Origin of the sequence: Paucilactobacillus wasatchensis, assembly GCF_000876205.1 — a bacterium.
In the GTDB taxonomy this organism is placed as follows: domain Bacteria; phylum Bacillota; class Bacilli; order Lactobacillales; family Lactobacillaceae; genus Paucilactobacillus; species Paucilactobacillus wasatchensis.
The window spans coordinates 1-15,472 of the sequence record NZ_AWTT01000021.1 but is presented as its reverse complement, the minus strand read 5'-3'; the positions used below and the strand labels follow the sequence as shown (position 1 = coordinate 15,472).

The window sequence follows — 15,472 nt, the reverse complement described above, 5'->3', positions numbered from 1 at the left end:
AAATTTGGCAGTTGTCGAAATTAAGTCATTAACTAAAGAAGATCGTAAGCAAGAGGCGTTGAGTGATTGGACGATTAATTTTGAGGCAGGAACGATTAATGCTTTATGCACTAATGGACCAAATTCGATTAATATTTTATTTGCGTTGCTCTTAGGCCAAGAAAAAATCATGAAAGACGCGATCCACATCAATGGACTTGATGCGTATAAGCAGCGAAAAAAATTAGCAGCTCAAATTGGTTACCAAAATGAAGAGGTTGTCTTAGCTAAGCACGGAGATGTATTACAACTTCTAACAACGACAATCAAAAAAAGTGACCAGGCAGTGACACTTGAACAAGCGAAGCAAATAGTTAACCAGTTTGGTATTAAGCTAAACGCCAGAGTCGCAGATTTAGCTCAGGGGCAAAAACAACAATTGGGGATTATTATGATGACAATTCAAAAATTGCCACTGTTGTTGTTGGAACAGGCAACCAGCTTAATGGATGATAGTCAAAGAAAAGCAACCTGGCAACTACTGCATGACTATGTTCAAAAAATGAATGCAACCGTTTTGTTTGCGAGCGAGCGCTTTGACGAATTGCAACGATTTGCCGATCAAATTGTTTATATACGTAACGGAAAGATTACTAATCAGCGTGAATTACCGACGCATGATAGTGTTGATTGCATGGTAACAATTACGGGTACTGGTTTTCCAATTGAATTGGCTGAGAGTTTAGGAGCACACATTATTCAAGAGGCCCAGACAGAAACTAAACTTATTTTCTCTGGTAATATTCAGGTACTACTGCCATTGCTAGAAAAAACGACTATTACCGATGTGCGGATTCAAGACGCTGAAATAGATGATGAATTGATGATCTTTTAGGCCAACCAAAGGGAATAAAAAAACTGGGAAATTAGTCCCAGTTAGTTAAACCTGTTAGTTTACATTATCGAACGCATGATCAATAGTTTGATACTCGGAATCCGTTAGCTTTATATCCATGGTAACCACGTTATCGAGAACCTGCTGCGGTTGCTTAGCACCTGGAATAACAACGCTAATTAGCGGATTTTGTAAGTACCATGCCAGAATAATTTGTGCAATTGTAGCATGATGGTTGGTTGCAATTGGAGTTAATGCAGTAACATCTTGAACGATATTTTGAAAACGCATGCCTTGAAAATCCGGATTGGAACTGCGAATATCGGCAGCAGCAAAGGTAGAATCAGTCTTGTATTTGCCAGTTAATAAGCCGGAAGCTAATGGGAAATATGGGACAAATGAGATTTGATGTTCATGCAAATATGGCATTAGCTGCTGTTCATTATCACGATGCAACAGGCTATACTGGTCTTCTACTACGTCGACGTAACCATCTTGGTTGGCTTCTTGCACCTGGTCAAATGAAAAGTTAGAAATTCCAATCGCGCGAATCTTGCCAGCTTCCTTTAATTTTTGCAATGCGCCGACAGCCTCGTATTTAGGCGTATGGTCGTCTGGAAAATGAATGTAAAAAACATCTAAATAATCAGTGTTAAGGCGTTTTAAACTTGCATCAACTGCCTTGATCAAAAATGCCGGATCGTTTTCCATGGTTTGGGACCCGTCATCATTAAAAATATGAGCAGCTTTGGACGCCAAGATAATTTGATGCCGGTCAAAATCTTTGATGACTTCACCAATCAATTCTTCAGAGCGACCCTTACCATAGGCATAGGCAGTATCCAACATGGTAATGCCATGGTTCAGTGCAGTAGCTACCACTTTTTTGCCGGTTGTTTCATTTAAGTTAGGAAATAAATTATGACCACCAACGGCATTGGTTCCTAGCCCTAGCGGTGTTGAACTAACCTGTGAGTGACCAATTGTTACATTTGAATATTTCATATCAAGACCTCCTTGAATTATTCTTAGTGTAGCACGATCGGATTAAATTAATAAAAATTTTGAACGAGAGGCAAGCATGTGATGCAAATATTGGTTGTAGCGCCCCAGGAAACACAATTAAAACAATTCCTCCGACACCAATTTCAACAAACAAATCATGAAGTTGAATTTAAGTCCCAGTTTAGCCAATCTACGGCAGCGGTCTTAGTGTGGCTGCCAAATGAAGATGCGGTTGATGAAGACGTTTTTGCGCTAGTTGATGCAATTGATCGGCGTCAATTAGCGCCGCACAAAATCGTCATGCTGGCAGTTGCAGGCATTAATGATGAGGTTGATACTGCCAAGTTAAAACAACAACTTGGGAGTAACTTTGCAGATAAAATTAACGCGTTTCAATATGCTACTAAAATGCTCGATGAACTTGAGGTGCCATACACACTGATTCGAGCTACAAAAATAGTTGCCGATAAAACTCCAAGCGTCATCACTAACGAGGGCGAACCAGTTCGTGGTGACCAGATCGGAGTTGCTGGAGTAGCCGATTTAGTTATGATAGCAGCGACGACAGACCGGTATTTGAATCAATCGGTTGGAATTTCGGATAACTAATAGTTGTTAAAAAATGGTAAATTGATTAGAATAGGGAAAACAATTTGAATGTGGGTGAAGAAATGGACCAGCAACGACAGCTCAAAGATCCACAGCGGATCGTCGTTAAGATCGGCACGAGCAGTTTAATTTATCCAGACGGTCAGCTGAATTTGAAAACGATGGACGAACTTGCCTTTGTCTTGAGTGCTGCCTGTAAACATGGGCGCCAAGTAATATTAGTGTCTTCTGGCGCTATTGGTGTTGGTCTCAACCAGTTACACTTGAATAAGCGACCAACCGAAATGGCCGCACAACAGGCAATTGCTGCCATTGGACAAAATGAATTAATTTCGATTTTTAATCAACGATTTGCCAGTTATGGCCAGCAAATTGGCCAAGTATTACTGACACATGATGTGATGGATTATCCGGTGAGCAAGCAAAATGTGTTGAATACTTTTAACAAGTTAATGGAAATGAATGCCATCCCAATTGTGAATGAAAATGACACGGTCGCAGTCGACGAAATGGATCACCGGACGACCTTTGGGGATAACGATGAGTTGTCGGCATTAGTGGCGACATCGTTAAATGCAGACTTATTAATTGTCCTGTCAGATATCGATTGTTTGTATGATGCTGATCCACGAACTAATGCGAAGGCAACACCATTATCAGTGGTTACGAGTGTTACTGATGAACTGCTCACTGAAGCAGGAGGCAGCGGTACTCGGTTTGGTACAGGTGGTATGGTGACCAAATTAAAAGCGGCTAAACGAGTGATGGCCGCTGGTAGCCAGATGGTTCTAGCTAACGGTGCGGATCCGAAAATTATTTTTGACATTTTGGCTGGTAAACCAGTCGGTACTTTGTTCACTGCTGCAACACACGCGAGAGGATTGAAAAATCATGGATGATTTAATACAAATTGGGCAACAGGCGCAGCAAGCAGAACGGCAATTATCGCAATTAAAAACAAATCAAAAAAATGATGTTTTACGGCAAATGGCGGACCAGTTACGTCGTCATCAGGACGAAATTATTGCGGTTAATCAGACTGATCTAAAACAGGCAGTGGATATTCCGGCTAATTTTGCCGATCGGTTAAAGTTGGATGCAGATCGAATTGAACAAATGGCGCAGGGACTAGAACAGGTGGCTTCATTGCCAGATCCGATCGGGGATGTGGATAAAATGTGGCGCACTGAAGATGACTTATTAATCGGCAAACAGCGGGTGCCATTGGGTGTTATCGGTATTATTTACGAGGCGCGACCAAATGTTACTGTTGATGCATTTGCATTGACATTTAAGAGCGGTAACACGGTTGTTTTACGCGGTGGCAAGGAAGCAATTTCGACTAATCGCTATTTGGTTGAATGCTTGCAAGCAGTTTTAGTCAACAATCACCTAGATGAACATGCGATTCAGATTTTACATGATACTTCTCATGAGACGGCCCAAAAATTAATGGAATTAACCGAGTATTTGGATGTGCTGATTCCCCGTGGTAGTGCACGGTTAATTCAAACGGTGGTGCAACACGCTAAGGTGCCAGTGATTGAAACGGGTGCTGGTAACTGTCACATTTATGTGGATGAGTTTGCCCAGTTAAAAATGGCGACTGACATTGTTGTAAACGCCAAAACACAGCGTCCATCAGTATGTAATGCGGCTGAAAAACTAGTAATTCATTCTGCAGTTGCCAAGCAATATTTACCAACCATTGCAAAGGCGTTAGCGGCATTCAACGTGGAATTACGTGGTGATAAACGCGCTCGACAAATTTTGCCCGGAATTGTAGCGGCTACAGAAGAAGACTGGGGTCGTGAATATAACGATTATATTATGGCAATCAAGGTGGTTGACTCAACTGACGAGGCCATTGAGCATATCAACAAATACAACACAAAACATTCAGAAGCCATCGTGACTGATAATTATGAAAATAGTCAAAAATTTCTCCAGCAAATTGATGCGGCATGTGTCTACGTAAACGCATCAACGAGGTTCACGGACGGCTTCAAGTTCGGCTTTGGAGCAGAAATTGGAATCAGCACCCAAAAATTACACGCAAGAGGACCAATGGGCTTAAACGAATTGACCTCAACCAAGTATGTGATTTATGGAAATGGACAAACAAGAGCGTGAGCAACCACGGTTAGAAGTCGGAGTGTAACGAAAAAATAGCACTGGCATGGTCAAAGACCATGTCAGTGCTATTTTTATGCTACACGCAGAATTCTGTGGTTGCGAACGCGTTTACGCAATAAAGATGTGCGGTGCTCAGCATGGTCAAAGACCATGTCAGTGCTATTTTTATGCTACACGCAGAATTCTGTGGTTGCGAACGCGTTTACGCAATAAAGATGTGCGGCGCTCAATTTAACAATATCCGGTCGTACCTATTTTTTTGCACAAGTCGTCAGCGCTACTTGTCGATAGGTCTCACTAACTTTCAAAAAATTATCAATTTTAACAGTTTCATCAACGCTATGAGCATCGCCCCAGTTACCAGCACCAAGCACAATCATTGGGAAGTCATGTTCATCTTTAATATATTCTGACGCGTCGGTAGCGCCATGGATAATATCCAGCTTAGGAGCTGTGCCAAATGCAACCTGGTGTGCTTGTTTGATAATCGACACAAATTCACCATCAGGGTCGTTAACAACGGGTTCAAAGCTGAAATCAATTTTGAGTTCTAAATTATTTTGTGGTTTTTGATTCAGTTGATCAATGACCGTTTGTAACCGTTGGGCAGATTGACTGGCATTAAATTCAGGAACCGGTCGAATGTTGCCCTCTAAACTAGCGAATTCGGGGATGCTGTTAACTTGATGACCACCGTTAATGACAGTGACACTATGTACTAATGGTCCTAAAACGGGACTGGTTGGTACATCGTCGAACGCATTTTTTTCGGCATTGATAAAGTCTACCAGATTACTGATCGCATTGTTACCACGTTCAGGCATTGAACTATGAGCGCCCTTGCCGTATGAATTTACGGTATAGTCAATTGAACCGCTGTGAGCATAAATAATATCGCCAGTTGTTGGTTCACCAATAATCATGGCACTCACATCATGGACGTAACCATGTTTAGTTAGGTCGCGTGACCCCATGGCTCCTAATTCTTCGCCAACTGTACCAATGAAGCGGACGCGACCAGTGAGCGGGATCTGGGCTTCTTGTAATTCGATCATGGCAATTACCATGGCTGCTAATCCGGATTTCATGTCAGCAGAACCACGACCATAAATTGAATCACCGATAATTTCGCCACTAAATGGGTCGTGTTGCCAGTTATCAATATTGCCGATTGCAACGGTATCCAAATGGCCGGCCAGCGCCAATACATAATCGCTATCTTTAGGGCCGATTTCAGCAATGATGTTAGTACGTTTCTCGTCATAGGGAATTAAGGTGGAGTGAATGCCATAGTTAGCAAAGGTAGCTGCAATTAATTCAGCGACTTGCTGCTCATTTCCATTAGCTGAATTAGTTTGAATCAACGACTGTAATAATTTTATTTTTGCTTCTTTTTCCAATTCAAGATCTCCTTCTCATCAATTTCTAATTCAGTTTACACTTAATTGGCTGCAATTTCGAGTTTGACAAGCGGAGGCAAACCTGGTTTAATTATGATAATTAAATGAGAGAGGTTTGATCGAATGCAAAAACACAATACTCAATTTAATTTTAGTTTCTTTAGATAGCGTCCAGGTCGCTTAGACATGGACGCCTGTTAACTTGCGCCCATGTCTAAGGAAGCCTTTTCCGGTAGATGTGGAATCTACTGGAGCTTAAAATGAATTTAACTCCGCTAGATTTAAGCAAGTAGCTTAGATGTGGCGGATTTTTTAGTTCAATGAATTTTATGAAATAACAAACGGATTCATTTTGAAGAGGGGTTTTTAAATGCGACGAGTTCATACATTAGGACCAAGTACAACGGATAGTGTTGCTGCGGCAGCACACATTCCGGGTGATGATTCCAATCAACTAGTGTTACACGATAGCTTTGATGACATTATTACTAACTTATCTAAGTTTCGGGATGATTATTTTTTGGTACCAACAGCGTATCAGAGCAAACAAAAGGATTTTGGTTGGCGTGAATTGAGTTATCAATATTGGGATCAACTGAGTTTGGAAACTGTCTATCACTGTCCCTTAAAGACAATGTGTTTGATTAGCAATCCCAATTTTAAACAAGATAAGGCTATTATTCATCCGGCCACAGCTAACCTGTTAAAAAAGTATCTTACTAAAGAAAAGCTGGAACTGCCAATTCATTATGCCGGGAGCAAAGCGACGGCATATGCAAAATTTGTGCATGATGACTATCGTTTCAGTATTGTCAGCGAGGACTTGCTGGCTGCTGATAATGATTACCAAATTTTAGAAACCTATCATCCGGATATGGTTTGGTGTTTGTACCATATTGTTAAGTAAGACTAAATTCATCTATTTTTTGATTTGTCTGCTAAAATCAATGTTAAACTGAGACTACGTTTAATTTTAAAAGGGATGGATGAGTTTTGAATTGGAAGAAAATAACCGCCATAGTGGCTGCTGGGACAATGATGCTATTGCTAGCTGCCTGCGGTACCACAAGTACTAATAAAACTAGTTCCAACAAGACAACTGCACAGGTGCCAAGCAGTGCAAAAAAAAGCGATTGGAATTTAAAAGTTGTTAACATAAAACATCAAGTAAATGCAAAATTTGTACCAACACTAACCACGGTTGATAATAGTCAACAACTCGATTCACGGGTAGTAGCAAGTTACAACAAAATGAAAGCAGCAGCCAAGGCTGGAGCAAAACTGGTAGCTGGCTCGGGCTACCGTTCGTATGAACACCAAGAAGGCGTAATGACACGTAACGTGCAGGAACGGGAAGCCAAAGGAATGTCGGCCGCAGCAGCTAAGAAAGACGCGCTTAAAACAATCAATCCCGCCGGTTCAAGTGAACACCAAACGGGATTAGCGATGGATTTTGTTACGCCAGCCGAAAATGCGGCGGGTAGTGATGTGACACAAGCATTTGCTAAAACAGCCCAGGGTAAATGGTTGAAGAAAAATTCATGGAAGTACGGCTGGGTACTGCGTTATCCCAAAAATGGCAAAAGTTCAACGTATATTGACTATGAATCCTGGCATTTTCGCTATGTTGGTAAAGCCAATGCCAAATACATGCATCAACAGCATCTAACATTGGAACAATATGTTGCCAAACTATCTAAGTAGCAATCAAAGGTTATCTAGTTTACAAAACTAGGTGAATGCGTTACCATTGAGTCAAATGAACGAGGTGAAATAAATGGATGCAATGACAGAATACGAGCGCTGGGAAACTAATCTTGCGAAAATTAATTTACCAAAATGGGACGAACTACCTAACTTCGATTTATATATGGATCAGGTGGTCGCTTATGTTAACAATCTAATTGGTTCAATGGGACTCGATTTAGTGACGCCAGCGATGATTAACAATTACGTCAAACATAAGGCTATTTTGGCACCAATCAAGAAAAAGTATCAAGTGATGCATATTGCTGATATTTTAGTGATTAGCCTGTTAAAAGCTACTTTTCCCATTGATGTGATCCGGTCAGGGATGGACCAAGTGACACTGCGGAAGTACCCTAAGCAAGCATATGATCATTTTGTTGAATTACTGATGGCACGTCTGCGCAAACAACCAGTCGGTGATACTAAGGCGAAATCCATCAACGAGAATTTAATGGAAGTTGCAGTAGAGAGTGTGGTCACAAAATTAAAGGCAGAAGAATTGCTGCGCATGATGGAAAAGACTGGTAAACCCCAGAGTATTAAAAAAGTTAAGCAGTAAAAAGCATAAAGAAATTGATCGGGCATTCCATTTTTGGATGCGCGATTTTTTATCGACTAAAAAAGAAAGCGCTTTCTTTAATAGTTGTGTTTAATTAAACAGAAAAATAGATAATGTATTTAAAATTTTTATCACAAAATGAAAGCGATTACAATTAGTTAAAAGTTTCACAAACTTTTATAGTATACTACCAAGCAAACAGTAAACTGATTTGTGAAGAACTGCAAGCCTATGGAACAGTATATTTTGCTGCTAAAAAATTTTATGTTTAAATGCCTTTACAAAATTTAAAAGTGTAATATAATGATAATTGTGAATTAGTTAACAAACAATTAATCGGACACGGAGGCAAAGAGAATGATTAAAGAACCCCAAACAAAAAAAGTTGATGTGAATCAATCAATTGAAAAATTGGTGGCAGCTGGCCATGTGGCCTTGGATAAATTAGACCAGTTCGATCAAGAAACAATTGACCATATTGTGCACCAAATGGCAATGGCCGCTCTTGACAAGCATATGTTATTGGCCAAACTAGCATATGAGGAAACCGGTCGTGGTGTCATTGAGGACAAAGCAGTTAAAAATATTTATGCTTCTGAATATATTTGGCACTCAATTGCACATGACAAAACTGTTGGTGTGATTAAAGATGATAAGGAACGACAATTGATCACAGTCGCCGAACCATTGGGGGTGATTGCTGGGATTACACCAGTTACTAACCCGACTTCTACTACTATCTTTAAATCTTTAATTGCTGTTAAAACACGTAATCCAATTATCTTTGCATTCCATCCACAAGCGCAAAGTTCTAGTGCTGCAGCTGCAAAAATCTTGTTGGATGCTGCTGTTGAAGCAGGCGCCCCTGAAAATATTATTCAATGGATTGAGCAACCAAGTTTGGAAGCAACTACAGCACTGATTAATAATGATGGCGTTGCTAGTGTTCTGGCTACTGGTGGCCCGGGCATGGTCAAGGCAGCTTACTCAACTGGTAAACCAGCTTTGGGCGTTGGCCCTGGCAATGGCCCAGTTTATATTGAAAAAACTGCACGCATCAAACGAGCAGTTAATGATATTTTGCTATCAAAGACGTTTGATAATGGAATGGTGTGTGCTTCTGAAAATAGTGCCGTTGTTGATGATGCCATTTATGACGAAGTTAAGGCTGAATTCAAGGCACATAAGGCTTACTTTGTTGCTAAAAAAGATCAAAAAGCGCTATCTGATGCAATGTTTGATGAAAAGCGTGGCGGCGTTAAAGGCCCAATTCCTGGTATGTCTGCCGTTAAAATTGCCGAATTAGCAGGAATCAAAGTGCCGGATGACACTAAGATATTAGTTGCTGAAATCACAGGTGTTGGCCCGCAACAGCCGTTATCACGGGAAAAGTTGGCCCCTGTGCTGTCGATGTATCGGGCTAAGACTCAAGCAGAGGCATTTCAAACTTGTGATGATTTACTGCACTTTGGTGGTTTGGGCCACACGGCAGTAATTCAATCAGAAGATGATGACTTAATCTTGAAATTCGGCTTGAAGATGAAGGCCAGTCGGGTCATTGTTAACACACCATCTGCATTAGGTGGAATTGGTAACATGTACAATGAAATGATTCCTTCATTAACGTTAGGAACAGGTTCATGGGGCAAAAACTCCATCTCGCACAACGTTTCATCATTTGATTTATTGAACGTCAAAACTATTGCAAAGCGGCGAAATAATATGCAGTGGGTAAAATTACCTCGAGTTTACTTTGAAAAGACTTCAGTTCGTTACCTAGAAGACATGCCAGATGTTAAAAAGGTGATGTTGATTACAGGACCAAGCATGGTTAAATATGGTTACGCAGACATTGTTGTAAATGAATTGAAACGTCGTCCTAACGGCAATCAAGTTCAATATGAAATTTTCTCAGATATTGAACCAGATCCTTCCACAGATACGGTTGAACGTGGGGTACAACAAATTCGTGAATTTGAACCAGATACAATTATTGCTTTAGGCGGTGGTTCACCACTTGATGCTGCTAAGAATATGTGGTTATTCTACGAGCATCCAGAAGCCAGTTTCTTCGGCGCTAAGCAAAAATTCTTGGATATCCGTAAGAGAACATACCGATTTGGTACGCCTAACAAGGCCAAATTCGTAGCGATTCCAACTACATCAGGAACTGGTTCAGAAGTAACACCATTTGCTGTGATTACTGACAGCAAGACGCATGTTAAATATCCATTAGCAGACTATGCTTTGACACCAGACGTTGCAATTGTTGATTCACAATTTATTGAAACTGTACCAAAGAAGACGATTGCATACTCTGGGTTGGATGTATTGACGCACGCAACGGAATCATTTGTTTCAGCGCTGGCATCAGATTACACCCGCCCATGGTCATTGCAAGCTGCTAAGTTGGTATTTGACAACCTAACCGCTTCGTATAATGGGGATGCCCATGCGCGCGAAGAAATGCACAATGCCTCGACACTGGCTGGAATGGCGTTTGGAAATGCATTTCTTGGAATTAACCATTCGGTAGCCCACAAGTTGGGTGGCGAGTTCGGTTTAGCTCATGGTCTATGTATTGCCATCACATATCCACATGTTGTTCGTTACAATGCAACAGAGCCACGCAAGTTACAAGCATGGCCTAAGTATGAATACTTCCGTGCCAACAAGGACTATGCTGACCTAGCACGTTATGTCGGAGTTCAAGGCACAACTGATGAAGAATTAGTTGAAGGATTAGTCCAAAAATTCATCGACTTAGCCCATTCAGTGGGTGTTGAATTAAGTTTGAAGGCTAACGGCGTTAAGAAAGCTGAATTTGATAAAGCAGTCGACAACATGGCCGAATTAGCATACGAAGACCAATGTACCACTGCTAACCCAAAGGAACCATTAATCGCTGACTTAAAACAGATTATGATTGATGATTTTGAAGGGACAAATGTAGAAAAATAAAGTGTAAACAGCTACGAATAGAGGCTGGAGCATAACAGAAAAGAGCACTTACGATTTGAGCTTAGAATCGTAAAGTGCTCTTTTCTGTTATACATAAGTTTCTGTGGCTGTTTGCTTGGTTAATCAATTCAAAAGAGGAGTATACCAATCCCAAAAGAAGTAAAATATTAACCGTCTTAAAAAGCAATAACAACATAATACCAAAGTTATCAAAAGTATCTATCAGAGTAACAAAAACACATATTTTGAAAGTGGTCACTAATTTTAAATAATTTTGTGAGGCGCTGCTACTAGTGAGTTTGTGCGCAAATGCGCACGAATAACAGGTAAAATGTGAAAACGCTTTATTGCAGTTTTCATATTTCACTCTATACTGATATACCAGTAAGAAAATATTGCAATAATTCATTTAGTGGTTCTGGGTATCGTCAATTTATTTGGGGGTTAGGAAATGGAAAAGAAGAACAAAGTTTACACCCCGCGAAAAATAACCGTCTGGCGCGGCATTGGATACGGGGTTGTTGATTTCGTTGGTGGTGGCTCCATGACAATTATTGGGGCCTGGATGTTATTTTTCTACACATCCTATTGTAATTTAACTGCGGTTCAGGGTGCTTCAATCATCGGAGCTGCTCGTGTTGCAGACGCAATTTGTAGTTTATTAATGGGAAGCTTAACGGATAATTTTTATAAAACCAAGTTAGGTCGTAGATTTGGTCGTCGCCACTTCTTCTTGTTGATTGGCTCGCCATTGATGCTCCTGTATATCACGTTGTGGATTGCGGGAATGTCGTATTGGTATTATTTTGCAACTTACATGGTGTTTGAAGTTATTTCCAGCGCAATGATGATTCCTTATGAAACATTACCCAATGAAATGACGGATGACTATAACGAACGAACTAAATTATCATCAGCGCGAATGTTTATTTCCGCTGGTGCCACCTTCTTGGCTACATTTATTCCCGGTCAATTATTTGCCATTTTAGGTCAGCATACGCCAACACCATTCTTAATTAATGGAACAATGTTTGCAATTATTTTTGTCATTGGTGTCTACATTTGTTATTCAGTTACCTGGGAAAAACCAGTGACACCAGAAATGGAAAAGGAACTGGAAAAAGATTCAGTTAATGAAGGAAGTCTTTGGAGCAGGTTTATGGGATTGTTGGCCGATTATGGGTCAACGCTAAGAATTAAAAGTTTTAGGAAACACTTGTTGATTTATCTGTTTTCATTTACTGGTAAGGATACATTCAACACTGTATTCGCCTATTTCTGTATTTACTGTTTAGGCTTGTCCGCTACCGTTGCTGCCAACATGTTGTCACTTTCCCTGATTGGATTACTGGTCACCATTGTGGCCGGGTTTGCAATGGTTAAGTTTGGCCCTAAGTTTTTGTACACAACCGGGTATGGCCTAATGCTAGTGATGTTGCTCGGTTATTACTTCGTTTTCAAGCTAGGAATTAAGAGTCACATTATTTTGATTCTGTTTGTAATTTCATTATTCTATCAAATCGGTCGTGCAACCTTGGAATTTACACCTTGGAACGTGTTTCCATTTATTCCGGATTTGGATGAAATCGTTACCAAACGTCGTCGAGCTGGTATCTTTGCGGCTGTGATGAGTTTCACCCGGAAGTCGACGGTGGCTGTGGCGACAATCGCAGTTGGATTTGTTCTTGATGACAGTGGCTTCGTTAAAAATGCCGCTAGTGAGCCAGTAGTGGCGCAAAAAGCGATTGCCAACATCCTTTTATTCGGAACTGGTGGTTTAGTGGTACTGGCACTACTGGTTGCTTTGACGTTCAAGCTGAATAAACAATCGCATGAAATTGTTTTGAATGAAATTGATCGTTTGAGAGATGGTGGTAGTAAAGCAGATGTCGAGCCTAACGTAGCTAAAACAGTTGAGGACTTAACTGGAGTGGCCTACGAAAAAGTTTGGCCAGACGACAAGTAACAAGGTACATGGATTTTTGAAAAGAGGAAATAAAATTGGCAGATTCAAAATTAGAAAAATTAGTTGGTCCAACGCATTTACGGGTTGATTTACTTGATTTTGCGTACGAAGTGACAAATGAACCACATTTTAGTTGGTGGGATCATGCATATGCCGAGCAGAGTTTTCAGCAGGCATTTCAAATTGTGTTAGTTAAGCGATTGCATGATATTGCCAATCAAAATTATTTTTATGACAGTGGTTGGGTTGATTCTGCAAATAACACTTCAGTGGTTTTGCCAGAATTAAAGGCCCAACTTGCTGACGGAGGGCTATATTACTGGCAAGTGCGAGTCAAGGATAATTATGACAACATTAGCTACTTTTCTGAGCCAGAAAAGTTTGTCTGTCAAGATGTGATTGATACTGCAGATTTACACGGTATATGGAGTCCTGCAGAAAATAAGGGTGAGCAACAGCTGGCGCAGTTAGGAAATGTAGCATTCTTGCGGAGTCCTAAATTTGAAATCAATAAAGAAAATGTAGATAGTGCGTTTATTACAGCATTTTCGCATGGTAGTGAGGCACAGTTCATTCAGGGATTTGACTTAAATGTCAATGGTAAAAATGTTGGTGTCGGCTCAGCTAGGGCTCAAGCTGATTATTACGGTGACGCTGATAAGACTGGTGTTTATTACAACAAATATGATGTGACAGAGTATCTTGAAAATGGCGACAATGTGATTAGTGCCTTAGTCGGTGGCACCACAGAACGTCGCGCATTTTGGGCTAAATTAGATCTATTTACAATCGATGGTAAAAATGTCACATTGCTCGTTACTGACGAAAACTGGAAAGCATTAGATGCATCTAGTGCTTTCGGTGACTACGGTGTTAAGATTCGCAGTATTTACTTTGGCATGGTGTCGGAAAATGTTGATATGCGCTTTTATCCACAAGGTTGGCAAAATGTTAACTTTAATGATAATAACTGGGCAAACGCTCAATTTAATTCTGACAAAATAATTGCTGATAATGAAGTTTTAGTTCCCTATCGTAGCGAAAATTCTGCCCGGCTTAAGACTAATGAGCCGACCAAAAAAGTTACTAAATTAGGTGAGCAAAATTATTTACTCGATCTTGGTAAAGAAATCATTGGTAGTTTATCAATTAACTTAAGTAGTGACGTAGCACAACGAGTTAATGTTTTGATGGGTGAGCAACTGAATGAAGACGGGCACGTCCGTCACCATATTGCCGCTGGTCCAGATTACGTAGAAAATTGGACATTGGTTGCGGGCACCAATGAATTTACGACCTTCCAAGTAAAGAATTTCCGATATGTCGAATTAGTTGGTTTTGAAGGCAAACTGAATACTGATGAAATTAATGGTTGGGCAATTGAGCAGCCGTTTGACGAAAACGAAAGTGAATTTAGCAGCGACAACGAATTATTAAACAGAGAATATGAGTTGTCTAAATACACTATTAAGGCCACCAATCAAGATATCTTTGTTGACTCTCAAGCACGTGAACGACGTCCATATGAAGGCGATTTGTTAGTCAACGGATTAACCAGTTTTGTTGTTTCTTCTAACTATTCACTCGACCGGCATACGCTGGATTATTTAATTGATAATCCAACCTGGCCCGAAGCTTATAAGTTATTCAATATTGAAATGGCATGGCTAGATTACATGTACACCGGTAATAGTGCTTTGCTTAATAAGCGTTATGAAAATTTGAAGATCAAACTAAATCGTGGTAAAGGTGAGGATAGTTTCGATGGTGCGTCATCAGACTTTATGGGCAACTTAAAAAATGGTAAAGGCGTCGATAACTTTGATGAAAAGGTTGGCTTGGTGACTAATAATGGCTTGGTTGACTGGCCGATTCCAGAACGAGACGGCTTTGTTGAAGGCAAATATAATACACCGTTCAATGCCGTTTTCTATGGTGCCTACCAGGTGATGGCACAAATTGCTGAAGTAACAGGGCATGATGGAGATGTACCTTACTTCACGAAACGGGCCAATACAATCAAAGAACAGATGATTGCCCGGTTGTACGACAAGCAAAGTGGTCGATTCTATGATTCATTGAATGAAGATCTAACGGTTAACAAGCATACGTCCCACCACGCTTCAGCCTACGCATTGTGTTATGGCGTGTACGATGGGCAGGAAATGTCGAATAAGGTTGCCAAATTTGTCGCTAATGACGGTGAATTTATC

The 15,472-nt window shown here is 40.5% G+C and carries 12 protein-coding genes; 10 read left to right on the top strand and 2 right to left on the bottom strand.

The annotated features are described in order from the left end of the window. Nucleotides 1-4 precede the first annotated feature (4 nt). On the top strand, nt 5-874 hold the full coding sequence (locus WDC_RS04925; protein ID WP_044010762.1) for an ATP-binding cassette domain-containing protein: 870 nt from the start codon (nt 5-7) through the stop codon (nt 872-874). 54 nt (nt 875-928) lie between these two features. Here WDC_RS04925 and WDC_RS04920 read toward each other — a convergent pair whose 3' ends face one another. Then, nucleotides 929-1,879, bottom strand: coding sequence for an aldo/keto reductase (locus WDC_RS04920; RefSeq protein WP_044010761.1), 951 nt, complete (start codon nt 1,877-1,879; stop codon nt 929-931). A gap of 81 nt (nt 1,880-1,960) precedes the next feature. Between WDC_RS04920 and WDC_RS04915 the strand changes: the two genes are divergently transcribed. The 3 genes from WDC_RS04915 to WDC_RS04905 all read left to right on the top strand — a co-directional run bounded on the left by WDC_RS04915 (nt 1,961) and on the right by WDC_RS04905 (nt 4,621). Beyond that, the gene (locus WDC_RS04915) at nt 1,961-2,488 is read left to right on the top strand and encodes an NAD(P)H-binding protein (protein WP_052497798.1); all 528 of its coding nucleotides are present in this window, start codon (nt 1,961-1,963) and stop codon (nt 2,486-2,488) included. Nucleotides 2,489-2,550: 62 nt separating this feature from the next. Continuing rightward, nucleotides 2,551-3,387: a glutamate 5-kinase gene (proB, locus tag WDC_RS04910; protein WP_044010779.1), complete on the top strand. Its 837-nt coding sequence runs from the start codon at nt 2,551-2,553 to the stop codon at nt 3,385-3,387. Then, on the top strand, nt 3,380-4,621 hold the full coding sequence (locus WDC_RS04905; protein WP_156127003.1) for a glutamate-5-semialdehyde dehydrogenase: 1,242 nt from the start codon (nt 3,380-3,382) through the stop codon (nt 4,619-4,621). The genes proB and WDC_RS04905 overlap by 8 nt, the downstream gene beginning before the upstream one ends. Nucleotides 4,622-4,875: 254 nt before the next feature. On the opposite strand, the gene WDC_RS04900 is transcribed toward WDC_RS04905, so the two are convergent. Further along, nucleotides 4,876-6,024 carry an ArgE/DapE family deacylase gene (locus tag WDC_RS04900; protein ID WP_044010759.1) on the bottom strand — a complete coding sequence of 383 codons (1,149 nt, stop codon included), beginning with the start codon at nt 6,022-6,024 and terminating at the stop codon, nt 4,876-4,878. A gap of 370 nt (nt 6,025-6,394) precedes the next feature. Between WDC_RS04900 and WDC_RS04895 the strand changes: the two genes are divergently transcribed. From WDC_RS04895 to WDC_RS04870, 6 genes are all read left to right on the top strand, one after another. Then, nucleotides 6,395-6,931 carry a hypothetical protein gene (locus WDC_RS04895; protein WP_044010758.1) on the top strand — a complete coding sequence of 179 codons (537 nt, stop codon included), beginning with the start codon at nt 6,395-6,397 and terminating at the stop codon, nt 6,929-6,931. An 86-nt stretch (nt 6,932-7,017) separates the two neighbouring features. Next, the gene (locus tag WDC_RS04890; RefSeq protein ID WP_052497797.1) at nt 7,018-7,728 is read left to right on the top strand and encodes a M15 family metallopeptidase; all 711 of its coding nucleotides are present in this window, start codon (nt 7,018-7,020) and stop codon (nt 7,726-7,728) included. A gap of 73 nt (nt 7,729-7,801) precedes the next feature. After that, on the top strand, nt 7,802-8,332 hold the full coding sequence (locus WDC_RS04885; protein ID WP_044010757.1) for a DUF1836 domain-containing protein: 531 nt from the start codon (nt 7,802-7,804) through the stop codon (nt 8,330-8,332). Nucleotides 8,333-8,689: 357 nt separating this feature from the next. Continuing rightward, nucleotides 8,690-11,293, top strand: coding sequence for a bifunctional acetaldehyde-CoA/alcohol dehydrogenase (gene adhE / locus WDC_RS04880; RefSeq protein ID WP_044010756.1), 2,604 nt, complete (start codon nt 8,690-8,692; stop codon nt 11,291-11,293). Between the two features lie 451 nt (nt 11,294-11,744). Beyond that, the gene (locus WDC_RS04875) at nt 11,745-13,259 is read left to right on the top strand and encodes an MFS transporter (protein WP_044010755.1); all 1,515 of its coding nucleotides are present in this window, start codon (nt 11,745-11,747) and stop codon (nt 13,257-13,259) included. Nucleotides 13,260-13,294: 35 nt separating this feature from the next. Further along, nucleotides 13,295-15,472, top strand: a 2,178-nt coding sequence (locus WDC_RS04870; RefSeq protein ID WP_044010754.1) for a family 78 glycoside hydrolase catalytic domain, incomplete at its 3' end; no start/stop codon positions are given.

Coding starts and splice junctions, on each gene's coding strand:
- WDC_RS04920 (WP_044010761.1), bottom strand. CDS start 1,879: ATGAAATATTCAAATGTAACAATTGGTCACTCACAGGTTAGTTCAACA.
- WDC_RS04915 (WP_052497798.1), top strand. CDS start 1,961: ATGCAAATATTGGTTGTAGCGCCCCAGGAAACACAATTAAAACAATTC.
- proB (WP_044010779.1), top strand. CDS start 2,551: ATGGACCAGCAACGACAGCTCAAAGATCCACAGCGGATCGTCGTTAAG.
- WDC_RS04905 (WP_156127003.1), top strand. CDS start 3,380: ATGGATGATTTAATACAAATTGGGCAACAGGCGCAGCAAGCAGAACGG.
- WDC_RS04895 (WP_044010758.1), top strand. CDS start 6,395: ATGCGACGAGTTCATACATTAGGACCAAGTACAACGGATAGTGTTGCT.
- WDC_RS04885 (WP_044010757.1), top strand. CDS start 7,802: ATGGATGCAATGACAGAATACGAGCGCTGGGAAACTAATCTTGCGAAA.
- adhE (WP_044010756.1), top strand. CDS start 8,690: ATGATTAAAGAACCCCAAACAAAAAAAGTTGATGTGAATCAATCAATT.
- WDC_RS04875 (WP_044010755.1), top strand. CDS start 11,745: ATGGAAAAGAAGAACAAAGTTTACACCCCGCGAAAAATAACCGTCTGG.